This is a genomic window from Streptomyces misionensis (genome assembly GCF_900104815.1).
GTDB lineage: Bacteria > Actinomycetota > Actinomycetes > Streptomycetales > Streptomycetaceae > Streptomyces > Streptomyces misionensis.
Genome location: NZ_FNTD01000004.1, coordinates 5284180 through 5306787 on the forward strand (window position 1 = coordinate 5284180; position 22608 = coordinate 5306787).

Genomic DNA, 22608 nt, shown 5'->3' on the forward strand with positions numbered 1-22608 from the left:
CAAGTTGACTGCCTAAGGGGAGATCATGGCTGCTGAGTCACCGGCGTTCACGCTCGTCCTGCCCGTGCTGCCGCTCGACGACGAGGTCGTGCTGCCCGGCATGGTGGTTCCGCTGGACCTGAGCGACGCCGAGGTACGGGCCGCGGTGGAGGCCGCACAGGCCGCCGCCCGCTCCGAACCCGGCAAGCCCAGGGTGCTGCTGGTGCCGCGGATCGACGGCACCTACGCCAGGACCGGCGTGCTGGGCACGGTCGAGCAGGTCGGCCGGCTGGCCGACGGCGACCCCGGTGCTCTGGTCCGCGGCCGCAGCCGCGTCCGCATCGGCGCCGGCACCACCGGTCCCGGCGCCGCGCTGTGGGTCGAGGGCGCCCAGGTGGCGGAGACCGTGCCGGACCCGCTGCCCGGCCAGGTCGCCGAACTCGTCAAGGAGTACAAGGCGCTGGCCACCAGCTGGCTGCGCAAGCGCGGCGCCTGGCAGGTCGTGGACCGCGTCCAGGCCATCGACGGCGTCTCCGCGCTCGCCGACAACTCCGGGTACTCGCCCTTCCTGACCACCGACCAGAAGGTCGAACTCCTGGAGACCGCCGACCCGGTGGCCCGGCTGCGGCTCGCCACCCAGCAGCTGCGCGACCACCTCGCCGAGCAGGAGGTGGCCGAGACCATCGCCAAGGACGTCCAGGAAGGCGTGGACAAGCAGCAGCGCGAGTTCCTGCTGCGCCGTCAGCTGGAGGCCGTCCGCAAGGAACTGCGCGAGCTGAACGGCGAGAAGGAGGGCGAGGAGTCCGACGACTACCGCGCCCGCGTGGAGGCCGCCGATCTCCCGGAGCGCGTCCGCGAGGCCGCGCTGAAGGAGGTCGACAAGCTGGAGCGGTCCTCCGACCAGTCGCCCGAGGGCTCCTGGATCCGCACCTGGCTGGACACCGTCCTGGAGATGCCCTGGAACGAGCGGACCGAGGACGCCTACGACATCCGCGGCGCCAAGGAGATCCTCGACGCGGAGCACGCGGGCCTGGAGGACGTCAAGGAACGCATCACCGAGTACCTGGCCGTGCGCAAGCGGCGCGGCGACCGCGGCCTCGGCGTGATCGGCGGACGGCGCGGGGGCGCGGTGCTCGCGCTCGTCGGACCGCCCGGCGTCGGCAAGACCAGCCTCGGCGAGTCCGTGGCCCACGCCATGGGCCGCAAGTTCGTGCGCGTCGCGCTCGGCGGCGTCCGCGACGAGGCCGAGATCCGCGGTCACCGCCGTACGTACGTCGGCGCGCTGCCCGGCCGGATCGTGCGGGCGATCAAGGAGGCCGGGTCGATGAACCCGGTGGTGCTCCTCGACGAGATCGACAAGGTGGGCTCGGACTTCCGGGGCGACCCGGCCGCCGCCCTCCTGGAGGTGCTCGACCCGGCGCAGAACCACACGTTCCGGGACCACTACCTGGAGGTGGAACTGGACCTGTCCGACGTCGTCTTCCTCGCCACGGCCAACGTCCTGGAGGCGATCCCGGAGGCGCTGGCCGACCGGATGGAGATCGTGCGCCTGGACGGCTACACCGAGGACGAGAAGGTCGTCATCGCCCGGGACCACCTGCTCCCGCGCCAGCTGGAGCGGGCCGGTCTGGAGCCCAGCGAGGTCACCCTGGAGGAGGGCGCGCTGCGCAGGCTCGCCGGGGAGTACACCCGGGAGGCGGGCGTGCGCACGCTGGAGCGGTCGATCGCCCGGCTGCTGCGCAAGATCGCGGCCCAGCACGAACTGGGCGAGCGGGAGCTGCCGTTCACCGTCGCGGACGGCGATCTGCGCGCCCTGCTCGGCCGGCCGCACCACGTGCCCGAGGCCGCGCAGGACCCGGCCGAGCGCCGTACGGCCGTGCCCGGGGTGGCGACCGGGCTCGCGGTCACCGGCGCGGGCGGCGACGTGCTCTTCGTGGAGGCGTCCCTCGCCGACCCGGAGACGGGCGCGGCGGGCCTGACCCTCACCGGTCAGCTGGGCGACGTGATGAAGGAGTCGGCGCAGATCGCGCTGAGCTTCCTGCGCAGCCACGGCGCCGAGCTGGGCCTGCCGGTGACCGACCTGAAGGACCGGGGCGTGCACGTCCACTTCCCGGCGGGCGCGGTCCCCAAGGACGGCCCGAGCGCCGGCATCACGCTGACCACCGCGCTGGCCTCGCTGCTCTCCGGCCGCCTGGTGCGCACGGACGTGGCGATGACCGGCGAGGTCTCGCTGACCGGCCGGGTGCTGCCGATCGGCGGCGTGAAGCAGAAGCTGCTCGCCGCCCAGCGCGCCGGGGTGACCACCGTGATCATCCCCAAGCGCAACGAGGCCGACCTGGACGACGTCCCGGCCGAGGTGCTGGACAAGCTCGACGTGCACACCGTCGCCGACGTCCGCCAGGTCCTGGAGCTGGCGTTGTCGCCCGCGGTCGAGGGCGTGGCGCCGGAGGTTCCCGTGGCGGCGTGACGGACGCCGCGGGAAAAGCGAGGCCCGGGTCCCGTGAGGGAGGCCCGGGCCTCTGCCGTGGCGGGGGGCGTCAGCCGTTGGCGAGGGCCTGGACGCGGTCGAGCGCGCCGTTGAACTTGTCGTGGTCGCCGACGGTCGGGCCGGAGGAGGTGTACTGCCACATCGTGTAGTACGACCAGCCGGCCGGGAGCGTCCCCGGGTCCGAGGCGTAGCGGGCGATCCACAGCGGGTTGTTGGCCGCGAACCCGGCGTAGTTGCCGGTGCACTCGGTCCACCAGCTGGTGGCGGTGTAGATCACGGCGTCCCGGCCGGTGAGGGACTTGTACGTGTTCAGGAAGTCCGCGATCCAGCTGACCATCTGGCTCGCGGTCTTGCCGTAGCAGGAGGCGCCGTAGGGGTTCCACTCGATGTCGAGCGCGCCGGGCAGCGTCTTGCCGTCCTTGGACCAGCCGCCGCCGTGTGCCACGAAGTAGCTCGCCTGGGTGGCGCCGCTGGTGGTGTCCGGGGTCGCGAAGTGGTACGAGCCGCGGATCATGCCCACGTTGTACGAGCCGTTGTACTGCTGGGTGAACGAGGGGTTCGTGTAGTACGTGCCCTCCGTCGCCTTGGTGTACGCCCAGCGCACACCGCTGCCGTAGAGGGTGGACCAGGCCACGTTGCCCTGGTAGTTGGAGACGTCCACGCCCTCGGTCTGGGTGGCGTCGCCGCTGGTGGGGGTGCCGTGCGTGCCGTCGTGGGCCGCGACGCCCATGCCCATGTAGGCGGCGCCGCGGGTGGGGGCGGACGCGGCCTGGGCGGAGGTGAGGGGGAGGGCGCAGGCCGCCGCCGCGAGCAGGGCCGTGACCAGGACGGCCAACGGGCGCGGGCGGTGGGAACCGGGTCTGTGCGCAGGCATGAGGTGCCTCCGGGGAGGTGGGGTGAGAGTGGGGGGAACATGGCAGTGACCTCGGTAGAAGGTGCACTGTCGTGGGCATGTCATTCACTGCCCGTCGAAAAAGCTACGCACGTAGACCACGGCGTGGGAAGGGGGTCCGGGCGCCGCCGTTGGTCTACGCCTGCGAAATACTTACCGAGCTGCGGCTATGACGGCGGTGGACAGAAACTTTCAGGACCGCGAAACCGATCAGGGGTGTGACGTGCACGAGAACGGAAACGGCGCAGAAGCACGCGTCGCCGAGCAGGTGACGCCCAGTGGTGCAGACCAGGAATTCCTCGCGCTGGAACGGGAGTTGACCGTGTTGCTGCGGCGCGCCCGGGCCAACCAGGGCGAGATGGCCCGCGAGGTCCACCCCGATCTGGAGTCCTCCGCCTACGGCCTGCTGATCCGGCTGGACGAGCACGGCGGGCGGCGGGCCACCGAACTCGCCGGCTACTTCGGCGTCGGCAAGGCCACCATGTCCCGCCAGCTGCGCGCCCTGGAGGAGCTGGGCCTGATCACCCGCGAGCCCGACCCCGCCGACGGCCGCGCCTGGCTCGTCACCCTCACCGAGGAGGGCAGCCGCCGGGTCGGCACGGTCCGCGAGGCCCGCCGCGCCCGGTACGTCAGCCAGCTCGCCCACTGGGACCGCCGGGAGGTCGCCGAGCTGGCCCGGCTGCTGCACCAGCTCAACGGGGTCATGGAGAAGTAACCCTCGGGCCCCGCCGGACCCCGACCACCGCCGGACCCCGACCACCGTCGGACCCCGACCACCGTCGGACCCGGACCGCCGCCGGCCCCGGTTCACGACAGGTCGGCGTACACCACCGTCGCGTCGTCGTGCGTCTTGCTCCGCCCGAGGTACGCCCGCTCCTCGCGGTCCGCCGCCTCCAGCCGCCGCACCCGGTCGACCAGCGAGCGGGCGCCCTCCTTCTCGACCACGTCGAACAGGGCCGTCCAGTCGCCCTGGCGGAACGTCTCCGTCCAGCGGGTCGCGCCGTCCGTCAGCGCGGCCAGCGCCCCCACCGCGCGGCGGGGCACGGTCCCGGTCACCGCGCGGGCGGCGACCGAGGGGTCCGCGGCGGCCGTGAAGAAGCCGCCCTCCTTGTTGCGCAGGGTGGCGTCCACCGCCGCTTCGGTGGCGAGCGCCGAGCGGGGCAGCCGGGTGAGCCGGTCGTCGAGCACCGCGGTGACCTCGCCCCGGGGCGAGCGCAGCAGCAGTGCCGAGTCGGAGAGCACCAGGTACTCGACCGTCTCCGTGCCCCAGCGGGCCAGGACGACCGTTGCCTGAGGGGTGCGCGGGTGAGAAAGCTCACAGGTTCGCGCATGTGCGCCCGCGGTGCGCTCGATCGCGCGGGAAAGGATCTCCGGCAGCGTCAGATCTCGGCCGGAAACGGTCAGTTCGGTCAGCGCACCGCCGAGCCGCGCGGTGAACCAGGGGACGGAATGCAGACAGCCCGTCTCCGTGGCGGGCGGCGTCACTCCGTCCAGCAAGATCACGCAACCGCCCTGTCCGGAGGCGGGTAGTCCGACACCGGCGAAGTCCTCGTTGGGCCGGGTCGCGTCTCCGGGCTCCGAAACCAGATCAGTTCGCATCCGGCCAGTCTGCACGAGGCCTTCACGAGTTCTGCCAAAGGCTGGCAATCACCCACGGTTTGACATGAGCGCGCAGGTCAGGCGCCTGGTTTGGGTGGGAATGGCCTACTCCGAAAAAGCGCGGTGGCGAATATTGCCAAACGCCGCCCGCCGCGTCCAACCGGCCCGCCGTACGACGGCCCGGCACACGCCAGAGGAACTTGCCCGCCAACTCCCCTCCGGGGTTCACTCCTTCGGGTGGCGGGTCAGGTGATGCGCGACCACTGCCCACCGGCGCTGGGAGGGTCGGGAACCGTACGAACCGGGTGCACGCACCACTTGGCACCGAGCTGACGGGGCGCCACCCGGCCCTTGGGTAGACGAGTTCAGGAATGCGAGCACCGGTGCAGATGAAGCGGCCTCGGCGCACAGGCAGGCAGACGGCCCCCCAGGGGACCGCCCCCGAGACTCCCGTGGGCACCGGCCGGCCCACGCATGTGCGCAACCGGCTGATCGTCGCCGTCGCCGTGGTGGCCGCGGCCGTCGCGGGAGCCGGGGCCCCCGCCCTGCTCACCGCGTCCGGCGACGTCAGCGAATCCCAGGACCTGGTCACGCTGGCCACCCGCACCCAGGACGCCCTCGCGCTCGCCAACTCGCTGGCCGACGAGCGCGACGAGGTCACCTCCTACGTGGCGGCCGGGCGCCCGCAGTCCAAGGCACCCTCCGAGGACCGCAGCACCCGCGTCGACCGCCAGGTGGAGGACCTGCGCGCCGACAGCGACACCCCGGCGAGCCTGCGCGGCGACCTCGACGCCATCGCGGCCGTGCGCCGCTCCGCCCTCACCGGCAAGAGCACGGCCCTGGAGACCCACCGGGCCTACTCGGCCACCATCACCGAACTGCACCGGCTCGCCGAGCAGCTCGCCGACAGGACGCCCCCGCGGGCCGGCTCCGGCGGGCACGCGCTCGCCGAGCTGGACAGCGCCGTCCAGCAGTCCGCCGCCGCCCGCGGCCTGCTGCTCGCCGCGCTGAACGTGCCCGCCACCACCCAGACGGTGATCAGCCCGGTCACCGGACTGCCCACCACCACGACGGTCCCCAGCGAGGCGGACCGCAAGCAGCGCGACGCGCTCACCGCCGCCGCCCAGCAGGCCCGGCTGCGCGCCGACGCGGCCCTCGCCGACTTCCGCGAGACCGCCCCCAAGGCGGCCGTCGACTCCTACGACTCCACGGTCACCGGCTCCGACGTCAACTCGGCCGAGAAGTACCTGGACACCTTCACCGCCCAGCCGACCCCGCCCGACAGCGCGTTCGACACCAGCGCCAAGAAGCTGGACGCGGCCCTGTCCGGTCGCATCGACCTGATGCGCGGCGCGGAGTCGGCCCTCTACGACCACCGCACCAAGGACCTGGAGCGGCTGCGGGACGACGACGTCACCGCCCTGGAGATCCGGGTCGCCGCCCTCGGCGTGCTGATGCTGGTCGCGGTCGGCGTCGCCACGGCGATGGCCCGCACCCTCACCAGGCCCCTGTCCGTGCTGCGCCGCGGCTCCGCCCGGCTCGCCGAGCCCGGCGACGCGGCGGGCCGCGAGCCCATCGCCTTCACCGGCCGCAACGACGAGTTCGCGCAGGTCGTCCGCTCCGTCAACGCCCTGCACGCGCACGCCGTCGCGCTGCACGAACGCGTCGCCACCCTGGAGACCGACCGCAAGCACCTGGTCGGCCAGCGGCAGAAGATGGCCGACGCCCGCGAGGAACTGCGCGCCGAACTCGCCGACGTCAGCGCCGAACTGCGCCGGGTGCGCGCCGGCATCGGCGGCACCTTCGTCAACCTGGCGCTGCGCACCCTCGGCCTGGTCGAGCGCCAGCTCGCCGTGATCGAGGGACTGGAGGAGCGGGAGCAGGACCCGGAGCGGCTGTCCACCCTGTTCAAGCTGGACCACTTCGCCACGGTGATGCGCCGGCACAGCGAGAACCTGCTGGTCCTCGCCGGTACCGAGCACGTCCAGCAGCACCACGCACCGGTCCCGCTGGTCGACGTGGTCCGCGCGGCGGTCAGCGAGATCGAGCGCTACGAGCGGGTGCGCATCGCCGCGCTGCCGCCGCACGCGCACATCGCGGGCTTCGCCGCCGACGACCTCTCCCACCTGCTGGCGGAACTGATGGAGAACGCCACCACGTTCTCCCCGCCGGACGTGCCGGTCGAGGTCTCCGGCTGGCTGCTGGAGTCCGGCGAGGTCATGCTCTCCGTCCAGGACGAGGGCATCGGCATGGCCGAGGACCGCCTCACCCGCCTCAACGCCCGGCTCGCCGACTTCGACCCCGACTCGGCCTACGACCAGGAGGGCGACGACGGCCTCGGGCTCGGCCTGTACGTCGTGGCCCGCCTCGCCCACCGGCACGGGGTGCGGGTGCAGATGCGCGAGCAGAAGCAGGGCGGTGTCGCGGCGGTCGTGGTGCTGCCAGCCACCCTCCTCGCCGACGCCCCCGCCACCGCCGTACCCCCGCAGACGGCCACCTCCACCACCGGCACCTTCACCCTGCCGGGCGCCGCCGCCGAGGCCAACTCCAACGTCCTGCCGACCCGCCCGAAGGACACCGCCGAGCAGTCCGGGCAGCCCGAGCCGTCGGACCAGTCCGATCCGCTGGTCGCGCTCGCGGAGAAGGCGGTGCGGGACGCCGGGGTGGAGGCGCGGCCCGAGCCCGAGCAGGAGCCGGCGCCCGAGGAGGCGACGGGCGCGGCCGACGACGAGGCCGTGCACGAGCAGGCCGGCCCCGACGAGGAGGAGGCCGGGGCCCGGCCGAAGACGCCGGTGGAGACCTTCGCCGAGACCACGATGGAGCTGCTGCTCCCGCTCACGGACCCGGCGGCCGACGAGCCCGCGTCCGAGCCCGCCGCCGAGCCCGCGCCCGTCCGGCCGGCCTCCGCCGAGCCCGCCCCCGCCGAACCCACGCACACCCGGCCCGCGCCCACCGAGCCCCCGGCCCCGGCGGCCGCCGAGTCCCCGGCCGGCGCCGCGGCCGACGGCGACGGCGAGGCCGAGGAGAAGCTCACCAGCAAGGGCCTGCCCAAGCGCACTCCCAAGATCACCGCACCCGCACCCCCGCCCCGTCAGCGCAGCACGAGCGTCGACGCCGAGGCCCTGCGCCGCAGGCTCGGCGGCTTCCGCCGAGGAGCACAGGCCGGCTACCGCGACGTCGAGGCAGAGATCGAAGACCGTACCGAAGACACCACGGGGGGCCCTGTCGAGGAGGCAAGCAGTTGACCGCTCCCAGTACCTTCGGGCTGAGCAGTGAGGCCCGCAATCTGCACTGGCTGCTGACCAACCTGGTGGAGGAAGTCCCTGGCATCCAGTCCGTCGCCGTGGTCTCCTCGGACGGTCTGCTGCTGCTGTCGTCCGACCCGGGCCACAGCCGGCAGTCCCGCGAGGCCCGTCCGGGCAAGGGCCCCCGCGGCTCCTCCGCCGACCTGGCCACCATCGTCTCCGGCATCGGCAGCCTCACCGTCGGCGCCGCCAAGCTGATGGCGTTCGGCGGGGTCAAGCACACGATGGTCGCCATGGAGGAGGGCAGCCTGTTCGTGATGTCCATCAGCGACGGCTCGCTGCTCGGCGTGCACGGCTCCGCCGAGTGCGACATGAGCGTGGTCGCCTACCACATGGCGCTGTTCGTCGGCCGGGCCGGCCACGTCCTCACCCCGGAACTCCGCAGCGAGCTGCGCAAGTCCATGGAGGCCGGGCCGACGGGGAGCGACCGATGAGCGACAAGCCCAAAAAACTCCCCGTGCGCGGCGGTGAGCGCAAACCCGCCCGCGTCCGCCCCTACTCGCTCACCGGCGGCCGTACCCGCTTCGGTCACGTCCTCCTCGTGGAGACGTTCGTGGCCAGCACCGCGGCCCTCGACGCCCCGGAGGAGCGCAAGGAACTGACGAACGGATCGCTCGCCGGTGTCATGCCGGAGATGCGGGCCATCGTCGAACTGTGCCGCCGTATGCGCACGGTGGCCGAGATCGCCGCGCTGCTGAAGATGCCGCTCGGCGTGGTCCGCGTCCTCCTGAGCGATCTCGCGGACCAGGGAAAGATCCGTGTGTACGGCACCGGAACCGGTCACGGCACCGGCCGCCCGGACCGGGCTCTGCTGGAAAGGGTGCTGAGTGGACTTCGCCGTCTCTGACGCCACCGCCTCCCCCGGAGGCGCCGCCCCCCTCGTCGCCGGCTTCGCCGAGCCCGACGAGGACCTGAAGGCCTGGCAGACGGACCGGACGCGGGCCCCCATCGCGACGAAGATCGTGGTGGCGGGCGGCTTCGGCGTCGGCAAGACCACGCTGGTCACGGCCGTTTCGGAGATCACGCCCCTGCAGACCGAGGCGTTGATGACCCAGGCGAGCGAGGGCACCGACGACCTGTCCGACACCCCGGACAAGGTCACCACCACCGTGGCCATGGACTTCGGCCGCATCACGCTCGACGACGACCTGGTGCTCTACCTGTTCGGCACGCCGGGCCAGCAGCGGTTCTGGTTCATGTGGGACGACCTGGTGCGCGGCGCGATCGGCGCCGTCGTGCTGGCCGACACCCGCCGCCTCAAGGACTGCTTCCCGGCCCTGGACTACTTCGAGAGCTGCGGGCTGCCCTACGTCGTGGCCGTCAACCACTTCGACAACAGCGAGTTGTTCGAGGTGGAGGACGTGCGGGAGGCGCTGACGATACCCGCGCACATCCCTGTCATGATCATGGATGCGCGCCGCCGGATTTCGGCCATCGAGACCCTCCTGGCCCTGGTCGGCCACGCGCTGGACGAAACCCCCGAGTAGTCCCTGTAAGGAGCCACCACCCGCATGCGGAAGATACTCGTCGTCGGAGCCGGCCAGTCCGGACTCCAGCTCGCCCTCGGCCTTCAGTCGCACGGCTACGAGGTCACCCTGATGTCGAACCGGACCGCGGACGAGATCCGCTCCGGCCGGGTGATGTCGACGCAGTGCATGTTCCACACCGCCCTCCAGCACGAGCGCGACCTCCAGCTGAACTTCTGGGAGTCCCAGGCCCCGAAGATCGAGGGCCTGGGCGTCTCGGTCGCGGCCCCGGGCTCGCACGACCCGGGCCCCACCCAGCGCGCCATCGACTGGGTGGGCAAGCTGGACGGTTACGCCCAGTCGGTCGACCAGCGGGTCAAGATGGCCGGCTGGATGGAGACCTTCGCCCAGCGCGGCGGCCAGCTGGTCATCCACGGCGCGGCGGTCGGCGACCTCGACTACTTCTCCCGCACCTACGACCTGGTGCTGGTCGCGGCCGGCAAGGGCGAGCTGGTGTCGATGTTCGCCCGCGACCCGGAGCGCTCCCCGTACAGCAGGCCGCAGCGCGCCCTCGCGGTGGCCTACGTGCACGGCATGGGCCCGCGCCCGGAGCACCCGGAGTTCGACGCGGTCCGCTGCAACCTGGTGCCGGGCGTCGGCGAGCTGTTCGTCATGCCGACGTTCACCGTCTCGGGGCGCGCCGACATCCTGTTCTGGGAGGGCATACCGGGCGGCCCGCTCGATGTCTTCAACGGCGTCAAGGACCCGGCGGAGCACCTCTCCCTGACCCTGGAACTCATGGAGAAGTTCACGCCCTGGGAGTACGCGCGGGCGACGAAGGTCGAACTGACCGACGCGGGCGGCACGTTGGCCGGCCGGTACGCGCCGACCGTGCGCAACCCGATCGGGCGGCTGCCCTCGGGCGGTCTGGTGCTCGGCGTGGCCGACGTGGTGGTGGCCAACGACCCGATCACCGGCCAGGGCTCCAACTCCGCGTCCAAGTGCGCGGCCGCGTACCTCGCGTCGATCCTGGAGCGCGGGGACCAGCCGTTCGACGAGGCGTGGATGCGCGAGACGTTCGACCGGTACTGGGCGACGGCGCAGCACGTCACCAAGTGGACGAACGCGATGCTGGCGCCGCCGCCGGAGCACGTCCTGAACCTCATCGGCGCGGCGGGCCAGCTGCAGCCGGTGGCGAACCGGTTCGCCAATGGGTTCGACAACCCGGCGGACTTCGAGAACTTCTTCTTCGAGCCGGAGAAGGCGCAGGCGTACCTGGCGTCCGTGTCCGGGGCCTGATCGTCCGGGGGCGCGGGTGCGCCGGCGGCCGAAGGGCCGCCCGGTTCCCCGCGCCCCCGGGGCGCTATCCGGGTCGTACGGCGCCGAGCACCGGGTTGGACGCCAGCGGCGAGATCTTGACCCGGGCGCCCGGACGCGGCGCCTGTACGACCTTTCCGTCGCCCACGTAGATGGCCACGTGGGTGGCCTCCGGGAAGTAGATGACCAGGTCTCCCGGGCGCAGCCGACGCAGGGGGACCCTTTTCAGCCGGTGCCACTGTTCCTGGCTGGTGCGCGGGATCGGGGTGCCCGCGTGCTGCCACGCCTGGGAGGTCAGGCCGGAGCAGTCGTAGGCCGACGGGCCCTGCGCGCCCCAGACGTAGGGCTTGCCGAGCTGTTCCATCGCGAAGCGGACGGCGCGTTCGCCCCCGGGGGAGGGCGGGCGGTCGTCGGGGAGCGAGCCCGCGGCGGTGAGGGCCTTCTGGGCCGCGTCGACGCCCTGCTGTTCCAGCCGGGTGACGGCGTCCAGCTGGTCGGGGGAGAGGGCGGCCAGCAGGCGTTCCACGTCGTGGAGCTTGTGCTGCACGGCGTCGCGTTGCTTCCTCTGCCGGCCGGCGAGCGACTGCTGGGTGTCGAGGGCCTTGCGGGCGGCGCGGGCGACGGCGTCCTTGCGCTGCTCGGCTCCGGTCAGCTTCGCCACCGTGCGGGCGCGTTGGCGCGCGAGTTCCTCGATGACATGGCTCTCGTCCAGCAGCTGCTGCGGGTCGGGGGCGAGCAGGAGGCTGATGTAGGGGCCGAGGCCGGATGCGCTCTGGTACTGCTGGCGGGCCAGCCGCCCGGCGTCGGCGCGGCTGTCCTGGAGGGCGAGCCGGGCGCGGGCCAGTTCGCCGTCGAGCCGTGTCACCTCGGCCTTCTGCCGCTGGAGCCGGTCGGCGGTGGCGTCGTAGGTCTCGGTGGCCTGCTCGGTCTGCCGGTAGAGCGTCTGAAGGTCCGTCAGCAGCTGGGAGACGGACCGCTGCGGCTGCGGTGCGGCGCCGGCGGGCACCGGCGCGAGGGCGGCCTGGGCCGCGACGGCGGCCGTGCAGGCCAGGCGCAGCAGCTTTCCTGACACGTCATCACCTCGGGTGCGGAAGGGGTGGGCGCATTGCCGGGCCCTATCGCACCGCGATAATCAGACGTATCCGGGTGGGGCGCGCGCCGCGTGTGGGCGGTTCGGCGCATCTTTGTCACCCGCGCGTGTCACCCGGCTTGCCGGGCGGTGTCGCACGGGGCTTGGACCAGGGCCAGCGGAGCCGGCCGCCGGAGGTGTCGTCGGGGTCGTACGCGTACTTCCAGCCCTGGATCAGCCCGAGCCGCTTGCTGTGGCCGCGCGGCACCCGCCGGTAGACGTACACGGTGGGCGGGCCGCCGTCCGGGGCGGGGACGGGGACGCGGTACGTCTTCGGGGGGTGCCCGGTCGGGCCGACCAGGACGGGCAGCACGCGTCCGTCCATGGGGCCGCCCTCGAACGGGGTGTTCTGGCTCTTCACGGTCTCAGTCTCGGCCATCGCGCGCGAAGGTGCCGAGGAGGGCCGCGGTCTGCTCGTCGCGGGCCGCGGTGACCGAGAGGACGGCGACGAACTGGTCCACCAGCCAGTCGCGCAGTTCGTCGGCGGGCGGCTGCTTGCCCTCGTCCAGCCAGATCAGGGAGGCCGCCTCCACGGCCGTGATCCACATCCGTACGGTCATCCGCAGCCGGGGCCCGGCGTCGGCGGCGCCGAGGTGGCTGAGGATGTGCTCGGCGGCGGCCCGGCGCACCCCGTCCACGATGGCCGTGGTGCGCGAGGTCTCCGCCACGCTGCCGCCCCGCAGCAGCGCCGAGAAGCCGGTGTCGTGCTCGTCCACGAAGGTCAGGTAGCGCTCCAGGGCGCGGGACAGCCGGGCCAGCATCGGCCCCTGGCGCGGCTCGTCGAAGCACTGCCGCAGCGCGTCGGCGGCCGAGCCCAGCGCGGCCTCGTACAACTGCTGCTTGCCGCCCGGGAAGTACCGGTACACCAGCGGCCGCGACACCCCGGCCGCCTCCGCCACGTCGTCCAGCGACACGTCCTCGGGCGCCCGGTGCGCGAACAGGGACAGCGCGGCGTCGAGCAGCTGGCGCCGGCGCTCCTCGACGCTGAGCCGGCGGTAGGCGGGGGTGGCGGCCTGCGGGGTCATGCCACGCAGCGTAACTTGCGGGCACCGGGGAGCGCCGGGCCGCCGGCCGGCGGACCTCGCTCGACAACCGGGAGATCCACGGATACACACGTGGTGCCGGCTCCCGGGCCGGCATCGACGGCGGACGAGAGGGAGTGCGGGATGACGGTGCGGGTGTTGAGGGCGGACGAACGTCCGGCGGCGCCGTGGAAGAACGGGGGCGGGCTGACCCGTGAGATCGCCGCGGCTCCCGGCGGCGCGGGGACCTCGGACTTCGAGTGGCGCGTCAGCCTCGCCGACGTGGACCGGGGCGGCCCGTTCTCCCGCTTCGAGGGGGTCGACCGGATCATCACCCTGGTCGACGGCCCCGGCATGGTGCTGACCGTCGACGGTACGCCGCACACCGTGGCCGAACGCTACGCCCCCTTCGCCTTCCCCGGCGACGCGGCCACCGACTGCCGGCTGCTCGGCGGCCCGCTCGTCGACTTCAACGTGATGACCCGGCGCGGCCGGGCCGCCGCGCGGGTGGAGATCGTCCGCGGACGGACGGCGTTCTCGGCGCCGGCCGGGGCCACGCTGCTCGCGGTGGTGCTGGAGGGCTCCGCCGTCCTCGAAACGGCCGGCTCGGCCCTCGGCCGCCTCGACGCGGCCCTGACCGCCGACGCGGGCGACGAGGCCCTCGACGTCTCGGGCGTCGCCGCGCTGGTCACCCTCACCCGCACGACCGCGCCCCTCTGACCGTCTCCCGGCGGCGGTCCCTACGCCAGCAGGCCCGACGACCGCCACAGCCGCCGCCCGACGCCCCGCAGCACCCCGATGTCGTCCAGGAAGTCGGTCAGGCGCCTGGCGCCGGTCTGCATGACCTCCCGGCGGTGGGCACTGGCCTTGACCTGGGCCATGGCCTCGCGCTTGTCGAGGCCGACGTTGGTGTACACGTCGGGGTTGATGAAGGCGACGGAGAAGACGCGGGCGAACTCGCCGGAGGTGACCCGGGTGAACTCCTGGGACCAGCGGGGGGCCGTCACCATCTGCCGGCGCAACTCCTCGCGGGCGTAGCGGACATGGCGGGCCTCCTCCACCACGTGGATGCGGGTCACGCCCCGGATCAGCGGCTGCACCCGCTCGTCCGGGAAGGTCAGCCGCTGCATCCAGTCCAGGATCTCCTCGCCCAGCAGGGTCGCCGTGAAGGAACCGGGGGTCGTGGAGATGGTCTTGAAGAGGCGGCCCAGGTTCAGGTGGACCCTGCTCACCGGGTACCAGGGGGTGCCGCCGTGCGAGATCAGCCGGGCGAACATCTTGGAGTGGCGGCACTCGTCCTCGATCTCGGTGAGGGCGTAGCGGACGTGCGCGCTCGTGGCCGCCTTGTCGTAGATGTGCCGGACCAGCAGCTGCATCAGGATGATCTCGAACCAGATGCCGAGCGAGGCCAGCGCCGCCGCCTCGTGCTGGGAGAGGAGGATGCGCTGCTCCTCGCTCATCCGCCGCCACATCGGGGTGTCGTACAGCGAGACCAGCTCCGGCGGCCAGAACCACTTGCCCTCCTCGAAGGGCGCCTCCCAGTCCAGCTCCTTGTCCGGGTCGAAGGAGTGCTTGGCGGAGGAGACGAGCAGTCGTTCGGCCACCTGTTCCCGGTCCTTGAGCAGGCCGAGCGCATCGCGCAGGCCGTCCAGCGCGTCCGCTTCCGTCAGGGTCGTCATGGCTCCGTCACCTCGTTACCCGGGGGGATGTCGTCCAGTCACTTATGAGACTGCTTGTCAGCAAGGCCGTCAATCCCCCGCGCAGGACTTGTTGACCGCGCCCGCGCGTGTGAGCCTGCGAGGTATGCCGACCCACGACCTGTACGCCAACGAGCCCGGAGCCTCCGCCTGGCACGTGCCCGCGTCCGGCGCGGCCAGGTTCAGCTGGGAGTACGACGACGGACGCGACCGCCTGCTGGCCCTGTACCAGAAGGGCAAGGACAAGCAGTGGGACGGGACCCGGCGCATCGACTGGGACCTGGAGGTCGATCCGTACGACGCGCTCGGGACCCCCGACGAGGCGATGGTCCTGTACGGGACGCCGTACTGGGACCGGATGACCGACAAGGACAAGGGCGAGCTGCGGCGGCACTTCGCCTCCTGGCAGTTCAGCCAGTTCCTGCACGGCGAGCAGGGCGCGATGATCTGCGCGGCCCGGATCGTGGAGTCGGTGCCCGACCTGGACGCCAAGTTCTACTCCGCGACCCAGACCATGGACGAGGCCCGGCACGCCGAGATCTACGGCCGGTTCCTGCACGAGAAGATCGGGCTCCTCTACCCGATCAACGACAACCTCCGGTCGCTGCTGGACGACACCCTGCGCGACAGCCGCTGGGACATGCCGTACCTGGGCATGCAGGTGCTCATCGAGGGCCTCGCGCTGGCCGCGTTCGGAATGATCCGGGACACCACCACCAAGCCGCTGCCCCGGCAGATCCTGACGTACGTCATGCAGGACGAGGCCCGGCACGTGGCCTTCGGGCGGATGGCGCTGCGCGACTACTACCGCCGGCTCACCGACGCCGAACTGCGCGAGCGCGAGGAGTTCGTCATCGAGGGCTGCCACCTGATGCGCGACCGGCTGCGCGGGGTGGAGGTGCTGGAGAACTTCGGCATCGCGCGCGCCGAGGCCGAACGGCTCAGCGAGCGCTCGGAGTTCCTCCAGCTCTTCCGCAAGCTGCTGTTCAGCCGCATCGTGCCCTGCGTCAAGGACATCGGGCTGTGGGGCGAGCGCCTCCAGCGTGCCTACGTCGACATGGGCGTCCTGGAGCTGGGGGACGCGAACCTGGACCAGCTGATGGCGCAGGACGAGGAACTGGCCGACCGGCTGGACGCCGAGCGGTTCGCGGTGGAGGAGCGGGAGCGGGTGGCCGAGGTGACGGAGGCGATCCGGGAGGGCGGAGAAGACGGCTGATTCCGGACTCGATGGCTCTTTGTTCACCCTCGTGCAGTAGCGTGCTGGCGTGTCCATGCCTCCGCAGCAGCCGCCGTACCCCGATCAGCCGCAGCCCCCGTACGGCGGGCAGCCCCCGTACGGCCAGCAGCCCCCGCAGAATCCCGGCCCGTACGGCCAGCAGCCTCCGCAGAATCCCGGCCCGTACGGTCAGCAGCCTCCGCAGAACCCCGGCCCGTACGGCTCGCCGTACCCCCAGCAGCCCTATCCGCAGCAGCCCCAGCAGCCCCAGCCCCCGTACCAGGGCTGGAACGGCATGCCGCCCGTGGCGCCGCCGCCCCCGAAGAAGAGCCGGGTCGGCCTGATCCTCGGGATCGTCGGCGGTGTCGTCGTCCTGGTCGTGGGCGGCCTGGTCGCGCTCGGCGCGATCGGCTACAAGGCGGCGACCAGCTTCCCCGAGGGCAAGCGGAAGCTGACGCTGCCGCAGACGCTGCTCGACGGGAAGTACGAGCTGGCCAAGGACCTCTCCGACACCGAGGGCAAGCAGATCGGGCAGGAGGCGGACGGCGCCTGGGACGCCAAGGACACCCACGGTGTCGTCGGCAGCTACAGCCTGGGCGGCGACGAGACCAAGGGCACCCTGGTGGTGTCGGGCATGTACGGCCGGTTCAAGAACACCGACACGGCCCGGCGCAACATGATGAAGGGCGCCGCCCAGACCGACGGCGCCAAGGTCGCCGTGCAGCCCAAGGACTTCGACCTGGAGGTCACGGTCAGCTGCGAGGTGCTGACCCAGGAGCAGATCGGCTCCAGCGTCACGCTGCCCATGTGCGCCTGGGCCGACGACAACACCGGCGCCACGGTCGCCATCGTGGACATGGCGACCGTGGCGAAGGACCCGTCGACCATCGACCTGGCGGCCCTCGCCAAGCAGACCATCCAGATCCGCTCCGAGGCGGTCAAGCCGATTCTCTGACCGCCGGCTCCTCGCCCGGCTCGAACGGCGCCCGCAGGGTGAACGCGTACGCCGTCGGGCCGTGCGCCCGCAGGTGCAGCAGCCGGTCCTCCGCCTCGGCGACCGTCGGGCGGTGGCCGGCCGGCACCCACCACAGCGCGGTCATCGCCTCCTCGACGTGTTCGAAGAACTCCCTGCGCCGGGCCAGCAGTTCCCGGTGCCGGCCCCGGTACATGAACGCGGTCAGGGCCTTGGCGTCCCGCCACACCGACATGTTGACGATCAGCCACGGGTCGCCGAGGACCGGTGCGTCGGTCGCGTTGCCCGAGGTGCTCTGCAACCGCCAGAGGAAGCCGTCCGAGGCGTCCGCCACCGCGTTCACCGGGTCGAGCCCCTCCACGAAGTCCTTCAACTGCGGTGAGTCCAGCGGGTACTTGAGTCGGGCGATGTTGACCTGGGCCAGTTGGTGCACGGCTGCCGTATCCGTCATGGGCGCACCGTAGATCGGCCCGGCCGCCGCCGGTAGCCCCGTCTCAGCGGCCGAGCACCGCGCGCATCACGTCCCGCGCGATCGGGGCCGCGTCGCCGCCGCCGCTGATCTCGCCGCGGTCCGCCGAGGCGTCCTCCACCACCACGGCGACCGCCACCCCCGGCTCGGCCGCGCCGTCGGCCTGCGCCCAGGAGACGAACCAGGCGTAGGGCACCCCGGTGTTGCCCACCCCGTGCTGGGCGGTGCCGGTCTTGCCGCCGACGACCGCGCCCGGGATGGCCGCCCGGGTGCCGGTGCCCTCGCGGACCACGCCGGTCATCAGGTCCTTCAGCTGCCGGGCCGTGGACGGGCGCATCACCTGGCGGACCGGGCGCATCCCGCCGCCGGAGACCGTCTCGCCCCCGCGCCGGGTGGTCCGCTCCACCAGGTACGGCGTGTGCAGCCGGCCGTCGTCGGCGACGGCCGCCGCGACCATCGCCATCTGCAACGGGGTGGCCCGCGTGTTGTACTGACCGATCGACGACAGCGCCAACTGGGCCTTGTCCACCCGGAAGTCGAAGGTGCTGGGCGCCACCGGGAACGGGATGCGCAGGCCCGTGTCGTTGAACCCGAACGCCTCCGCGGTGCTCTTCATGTCCCGCACCCCGACGTCCACGCCGAGCTTGGCGAAGACCGTGTTGCAGGACCACTCGAAGGCGTCCCGCAGCGAGGTGTCCGCGCAGCCGTCGGCCTCGTTGGTCAGCCGGGTCCGGGTGCCCGGCAGCCGGTAGGGGTCGGGGGAGTCGGTGCGCGCGTCCGGGTCGGTGACCGCGCCCGCGTCCAGCGCCGCCGCCGCGGTGACCACCTTGAACGTCGAACCCGGCGGATAGGTCTGGCTCACCGCCCGGTTGAGCATCGGCTTCTCCGGGTCGCTGTTGAGCCGCGCCCACGCCGAGGCCGTCGCCTCGCCGTTGCCGGACAGCTGCGCCGGATCGTACGAGGGGCTGCTCACCAGCGCCAGGACCCGGCCGGTGGCCGGTTCGACCGCGGCCACCGCGCCCTTGCGCCCGGCGAGCCCCCGGTACGCCGCCTCCTGCGCGGCCCGGTGCAGCGTCGTCACCACGTTCCCGCCCGGACTGCGCCCGCGCGTCATGTCGTTCCACAGCGGCAGCGGCTGGAGCATCGGATCGGTGCCGGAGAGCACCCCGTCCTCGGCGTGCTCCAGGAACGTGGTGCCGTACGACTGGGAGGCGAAGCCGGTCACCGGGGCGTACAACGGGCCGTTCCGGTAGGCGCGTTCGTAGCGCAGTTGCTCATGCGTGTCCACGGAGCCGGTGACCGGCCGGCCGCCGACCAGGATGTCCCCGCGCGGCTGCTGGTAACGGGCGATGTCGGAGCGGCGGTTGGCCGGGTTCCCGGTGTAGGTGCCGGCCTGCACCAGCTGCACCCGGGCCGCGTTGACCAGCAGGGCCGCGAGCAGCAGGGTGCAGAAGGCGCAGGCGTGCCGGATGCAGCGGGCCATCGGCCGCCCGCCCTCGCCGCCGCCCATGCCCGCGTACTCGCTCACGGCGCCTCCGTGCCGTCGTACCGGCTGCGGGCCGAGTCGCTCACCCGGATCAGCAGGGCCACGATCGCCCAGTTGGTGACCACCGAGGAGCCGCCCTGGGCGAGGAACGGCATCGCCATGCCGGTCAGCGGGATCAGCCCGGTGACCCCGCCCGCGATCACGAACACCTGGAGCGCCACGATCGAGGCCAGCCCGACCGCGAGCAGCCGCCCGAACGGCTCGCGCAGCGCGAGGCCCGCCCGGTAGCCGCGCTCCACCAGCAGCGCGTACAGCAGGATGATCGCGGCGAGCCCGGCGAGGCCCAGCTCCTCGCCCGCCGTGGCCAGGATGAAGTCCGACTTGGTGGCGAAGCCGATGAGCACCGAGTGCCCGAGGCCCAGCCCGGTGCCCAGCAGCCCGCCCGCGGCGAACGCGAACAGCGACTGGGACAGCTGGTTGGGTCCCCGCCCGGCCTCGATGGTGGCGAACGGGTGCAGCCAGTCCGCGATCCGGCCGCCCACGTGCGGCTCCACCCGGCCGACGGCGACGGCGCCCAGCACCGCCAGCAGCAGCCCCACCGCGATCCAGCCGGTGCGGCCGGTGGCGACGTACAGGAGCACCACGAACAGCCCGAAGAACAGCAGCGAGGTGCCGAGGTCCCGCTCCAGGACCAGCACCCCCACGCTGAGCAGCCAGATCGTCACGATCGGGCCGAGCACCCGGCCGGTCGGGAACTGCATCCGCCACACCCGGCGGCCGGTGTACGCCAGCGCGTTGCGGTTGGCCGCCAGATAGGCGGCGAAGAACACCGCGAGCAGCACCTTCGCGAACTCGCCCGGCTGGATGGAGAACCCGGCGATCCGGATCCAGATCCGGGCACCGTTGACCGCCGGGAAGAGGATCGGCACCAGCAGCAGGACGAGCGCGGCGACCACGCACACGTACGCGTACCGCTGGAGCACCCGGTGGTCGCGCAGCAGCAGCACGACGACGATGAACAGGGCCACCCCGAGCGTGGACCAGACCAGCTGGGCGGGGGCCGCGCGGTCGCCCGGCGTCTCCAGGTCCAGTCGGTAGATCAGCACCAGCCCGAGCCCGTTGAGCAACACCCCGATCGGCAGCGGCAGCGGGTCCGCGTACGGCGCCCGCAGCCGTACGGCGAGATGGGCGACGAGGGCGAGGAACCCCAGCCCGGCCCCGTACGCGAGCGCCCCGGGCGGCACCCGCCCCGCCCGGGCCAGGCCCACGGCGCAGTAGCCGTACACCGACAGCGTGACCGCCAGCACGATCAGCGCGAGTTCCACGCCGCGGCGCCGGGAGAGGCGCACGACGGGCACGGGCGCCCGGGCCGTGGGCGCGGCGGTTCCGGCGTTGCTCATGCCGGGAACCTATCCAAAAGATCCGCTGAGGTGATCAAACGCCACATCGGATGCCGAAAGGACCCCTGTCCGGGCCGATGGACGGGTCCTAACGCCCGGCCACCGGCAGGATCAGCGTCGCCACGGCACCCCCGTCCGGCGCGTTGCGGAACGACAGCCGCGCGCCCAGCACCTCCGCCTGCCCCACCGCGATCGTCAGCCCGAGCCCGTGCCCCCGCGCCCCGCCCTCCGTGCGGAACCGCTGGGGCCCGTGGGCCACGAGGTACCCGGGATACCCGCCGCCGTGGTCCCGCACCGTCACCACCGGCCCGTTGACCGACAGCACCACCGGCGGCGCCCCGTGCTTGTGCGCGTTGGCCACCAGGTTCCCCAGCACCCGCTCCAGGCGCCGCCGGTCGGTCTCCACCAGGGCGTCCCGGACGACGCGGATCTCGGTGTCCGTGCCCGAGGCCCGCACCACCCGCTTGGCCAGCGCCCCCAGCTCCTCGGCGTCCGCCTCCAGCCGCTCCCGACCGGTGTCCAGGCGGGAGATCTCCAGCAGGTCCTCGGTGAGCGTGCGCAGCGCGGCCACCCGGTCCCGCACCAGCTCGGTGGGGCGGCCCGGCGGCAGCAGCTCCGCCGCCGCGTGCAGCCCGGTGAGCGGGGTGCGCAGCTCGTGCGCCACGTCCGCGGTGAACCGCTGCTCGCTGAGCAGCTTGCCCTGGAGCGAGGCGGCCATCGAGTCCAGCGCGGCGGCGACCGCGGCCACCTCGTCCTGGGGGAGGGTCGGGTCCTTCGTGCGCGGGTCGTCGACGCGCGCGTCCAGGTCGCCCGCGCTGATCCGGCGGGCCACCCGCGCGGTGCCGTGCAGCCGCCGGGTGACCCGGGACACGGCGAACACGCCGACCAGCACCGTCGCCGCGATGGCGAGCACGGACGACCACAGGATCGAGGTGTCGAGCCCGGCGATGGTGCGGGACTGCTGCGAGTAGTCGATCTCCACGGCGAGCGCCCGGTGCCCGGAGACCGGCCCGGCCGCCCACATCGTCGGCCGCCCCCGGTGCGTGGAGACCATCGTGCCGCGCTGCCCGGAGACCGCGAGGGACCGCAGCGAGCCGGGCAGTCCCTCCGGGTCCACCCCGGCGTTCGGCAGCAGCGCGTCCCCGGCCTCGTAGGCGTGGGTGGCGTCGGCGAGCCGGGACAGGGCCAGCTCGCGGGCCTGCCCGACGGTCTGGTTGGTCACCGAGACGTGCACGAGCACACCGAGCAGCGCGGCCAGCGCACAGCACATCACGGTGATGAAGACGGCCGCCTTGACGGCGAGGGGCCCGGCCCAGCGGGGCATCAGCCTCATGACGCGCTCGCGGCGGGCGACGGCGAGGGCGACGGCGTCCGGTGGCGGGCCCGGCCGCCGCCGATGTGCAGGTACTCGTCGCGGGAGAACACCATGGCGCGCTGGCCCGGGTCCCACTCCCACGTGGTGCGGTACTCGTAGCCGGAGATGTCGGCCGGGGACCGCTCGATCAGCGCGCGGCCGGCCAGCTCCACCCCGGTGATCGCGTCGTTGTCGGCGAGCACCTGCACCAGGTGGTGCCCCTCGACGGTGTAGACCCGCACCGCCGTCTGGTTGGTCGGGTACAGCCGGAAGCCGAGCGTCAGATCGGGCCGGCCGTCCCCGGTGAGGTCCCGGTAGTACGGCTTCAGCAGCGGGCACCGGGCCCGGTCGCCGCCCGCCCGGCAGTCCTTCATCCGCTCCGCGGTCGCGTGGTACGCCCCCTTCGACCCGTAGTCCGCCGGATGCGCCCGCAGCTCCGCCCCGACGATGTCCACCGGGTCGATCCGGCGGATGTCGTCGCCGGGGGCGGTGAGCCCCTTGACGGTCTCCCGGGTGGCCACGGCGTACGGGTAGGCCGGACTGGACGCCGGCCGCAGGTCCGGCCAGAGCTTGGCGGGGCTGTCGGCGGTCTGCGTCGGCCCGGCGCTCTGCAACTCGCCGGCGTCCCCGCAGGCCGTCGCCGTCGCGGCCAGCAGGGCGGCGGCGGCCACGGTGAGGGCGGTGCGCACAGGGCGACGGACGGGCACGGTGCTCCTGGGACGATGGTTTCTCAGGTCAGTAGGCCAGTATGCACATAGATTCCAAGGAAGCCCCTTTTCGTCCGTTCTGTACAACCGGGCCGTGGCGCGCGGGAGA

21 protein-coding genes are annotated in these 22608 nt (G+C 72.9%); 10 read left to right on the forward strand and 11 right to left on the reverse strand.

What is annotated here, in order from left to right:
• The first annotated feature begins 25 nt into the window (after positions 1-25).
• Positions 26-2446, forward strand: a complete 2421-nt coding sequence (gene lon, locus BLW85_RS25825; protein ID WP_070026758.1) for an endopeptidase La — start codon at positions 26-28, stop codon at positions 2444-2446.
• Positions 2447-2516: 70 nt separating this feature from the next.
• Here the strand turns inward: lon and BLW85_RS25830 are convergent, their stop codons facing one another.
• On the reverse strand, positions 2517-3341 hold the full coding sequence (locus BLW85_RS25830) for a lysozyme (protein ID WP_070026757.1): 825 nt from the start codon (positions 3339-3341) through the stop codon (positions 2517-2519).
• A 241-nt stretch (positions 3342-3582) separates the two neighbouring features.
• Between BLW85_RS25830 and BLW85_RS25835 the strand changes: the two genes are divergently transcribed.
• Positions 3583-4074 carry a MarR family winged helix-turn-helix transcriptional regulator gene (locus BLW85_RS25835; RefSeq protein WP_070026755.1) on the forward strand — a complete coding sequence of 164 codons (492 nt, stop codon included), beginning with the start codon at positions 3583-3585 and terminating at the stop codon, positions 4072-4074.
• A gap of 92 nt (positions 4075-4166) precedes the next feature.
• Here BLW85_RS25835 and BLW85_RS25840 read toward each other — a convergent pair whose 3' ends face one another.
• Positions 4167-4958 carry a protein phosphatase 2C domain-containing protein gene (locus tag BLW85_RS25840; RefSeq protein WP_074993221.1) on the reverse strand — a complete coding sequence of 264 codons (792 nt, stop codon included), beginning with the start codon at positions 4956-4958 and terminating at the stop codon, positions 4167-4169.
• A 371-nt stretch (positions 4959-5329) separates the two neighbouring features.
• On the opposite strand from BLW85_RS25840, the gene BLW85_RS25845 reads away from it, so the two are divergent.
• From BLW85_RS25845 to BLW85_RS25865, 5 genes are read left to right on the forward strand one after another with little or no spacing between them, the layout of a single operon-like run.
• The gene (locus BLW85_RS25845; RefSeq protein WP_208624895.1) at positions 5330-8203 is read left to right on the forward strand and encodes a sensor histidine kinase; all 2874 of its coding nucleotides are present in this window, start codon (positions 5330-5332) and stop codon (positions 8201-8203) included.
• Entirely contained in the window at positions 8200-8697 is a 498-nt protein-coding gene (locus BLW85_RS25850) for a roadblock/LC7 domain-containing protein (RefSeq protein ID WP_074993223.1), read from the forward strand. The genes BLW85_RS25845 and BLW85_RS25850 overlap by 4 nt, the downstream gene beginning before the upstream one ends.
• Positions 8694-9110, forward strand: a complete 417-nt coding sequence (locus BLW85_RS25855) for a DUF742 domain-containing protein (RefSeq protein ID WP_070026751.1) — start codon at positions 8694-8696, stop codon at positions 9108-9110. Before BLW85_RS25850 ends, BLW85_RS25855 begins: the two co-directional genes overlap by 4 nt.
• Positions 9091-9750: a GTP-binding protein gene (locus tag BLW85_RS25860; RefSeq protein ID WP_070026750.1), complete on the forward strand. Its 660-nt coding sequence runs from the start codon at positions 9091-9093 to the stop codon at positions 9748-9750. Before BLW85_RS25855 ends, BLW85_RS25860 begins: the two co-directional genes overlap by 20 nt.
• A 24-nt stretch (positions 9751-9774) precedes the next feature.
• Positions 9775-11028, forward strand: coding sequence for a styrene monooxygenase/indole monooxygenase family protein (locus BLW85_RS25865; protein ID WP_070026749.1), 1254 nt, complete (start codon positions 9775-9777; stop codon positions 11026-11028).
• A gap of 64 nt (positions 11029-11092) precedes the next feature.
• Here the strand turns inward: BLW85_RS25865 and BLW85_RS25870 are convergent, their stop codons facing one another.
• The 3 genes from BLW85_RS25870 to BLW85_RS25880 all read right to left on the reverse strand — a co-directional run bounded on the left by BLW85_RS25870 (position 11093) and on the right by BLW85_RS25880 (position 13200).
• Positions 11093-12118 carry a C40 family peptidase gene (locus BLW85_RS25870; protein WP_070026748.1) on the reverse strand — a complete coding sequence of 342 codons (1026 nt, stop codon included), beginning with the start codon at positions 12116-12118 and terminating at the stop codon, positions 11093-11095.
• A gap of 115 nt (positions 12119-12233) precedes the next feature.
• Positions 12234-12554, reverse strand: a complete 321-nt coding sequence (locus BLW85_RS25875) for a hypothetical protein (protein ID WP_177330109.1) — start codon at positions 12552-12554, stop codon at positions 12234-12236.
• Entirely contained in the window at positions 12541-13200 is a 660-nt protein-coding gene (locus BLW85_RS25880) for a TetR/AcrR family transcriptional regulator (RefSeq protein WP_074993224.1), read from the reverse strand. Before BLW85_RS25880 ends, BLW85_RS25875 begins: the two co-directional genes overlap by 14 nt.
• 141 nt (positions 13201-13341) lie before the next feature.
• Between BLW85_RS25880 and BLW85_RS25885 the strand changes: the two genes are divergently transcribed.
• Entirely contained in the window at positions 13342-13917 is a 576-nt protein-coding gene (locus BLW85_RS25885) for a HutD/Ves family protein (protein WP_074993225.1), read from the forward strand.
• Positions 13918-13937: 20 nt separating this feature from the next.
• Here the strand turns inward: BLW85_RS25885 and BLW85_RS25890 are convergent, their stop codons facing one another.
• Positions 13938-14876, reverse strand: coding sequence for an AurF N-oxygenase family protein (locus BLW85_RS25890; protein WP_074993226.1), 939 nt, complete (start codon positions 14874-14876; stop codon positions 13938-13940).
• Between the two features lie 124 nt (positions 14877-15000).
• On the opposite strand from BLW85_RS25890, the gene BLW85_RS25895 reads away from it, so the two are divergent.
• The gene (locus tag BLW85_RS25895) at positions 15001-16110 is read left to right on the forward strand and encodes a ferritin-like domain-containing protein (RefSeq protein ID WP_070026745.1); all 1110 of its coding nucleotides are present in this window, start codon (positions 15001-15003) and stop codon (positions 16108-16110) included.
• Positions 16111-16165: 55 nt separating this feature from the next.
• Positions 16166-17065 carry a hypothetical protein gene (locus tag BLW85_RS25900; protein WP_079172647.1) on the forward strand — a complete coding sequence of 300 codons (900 nt, stop codon included), beginning with the start codon at positions 16166-16168 and terminating at the stop codon, positions 17063-17065.
• Here BLW85_RS25900 and BLW85_RS25905 read toward each other — a convergent pair.
• The 5 genes from BLW85_RS25905 to BLW85_RS25925 form a co-directional block, all read right to left on the reverse strand.
• Complete coding sequence (locus BLW85_RS25905; RefSeq protein WP_074993228.1) at positions 17049-17534, reverse strand: DUF3291 domain-containing protein; 486 nt, start codon at positions 17532-17534, stop codon at positions 17049-17051. The two genes, BLW85_RS25900 and BLW85_RS25905, sit on opposite strands and share 17 nt — an antisense overlap.
• Before the next feature lie 43 nt (positions 17535-17577).
• Entirely contained in the window at positions 17578-19035 is a 1458-nt protein-coding gene (locus BLW85_RS25910) for a penicillin-binding transpeptidase domain-containing protein (protein ID WP_177330113.1), read from the reverse strand.
• 41 nt (positions 19036-19076) lie between these two features.
• Complete coding sequence (locus tag BLW85_RS25915; RefSeq protein ID WP_070026742.1) at positions 19077-20438, reverse strand: FtsW/RodA/SpoVE family cell cycle protein; 1362 nt, start codon at positions 20436-20438, stop codon at positions 19077-19079.
• 88 nt (positions 20439-20526) lie between these two features.
• Positions 20527-21771 carry a sensor histidine kinase gene (locus BLW85_RS25920; protein ID WP_074993229.1) on the reverse strand — a complete coding sequence of 415 codons (1245 nt, stop codon included), beginning with the start codon at positions 21769-21771 and terminating at the stop codon, positions 20527-20529.
• On the reverse strand, positions 21768-22499 hold the full coding sequence (locus BLW85_RS25925; protein ID WP_074993230.1) for a hypothetical protein: 732 nt from the start codon (positions 22497-22499) through the stop codon (positions 21768-21770). The genes BLW85_RS25920 and BLW85_RS25925 overlap by 4 nt, the downstream gene beginning before the upstream one ends.
• Positions 22500-22608 lie beyond the last annotated feature (109 nt).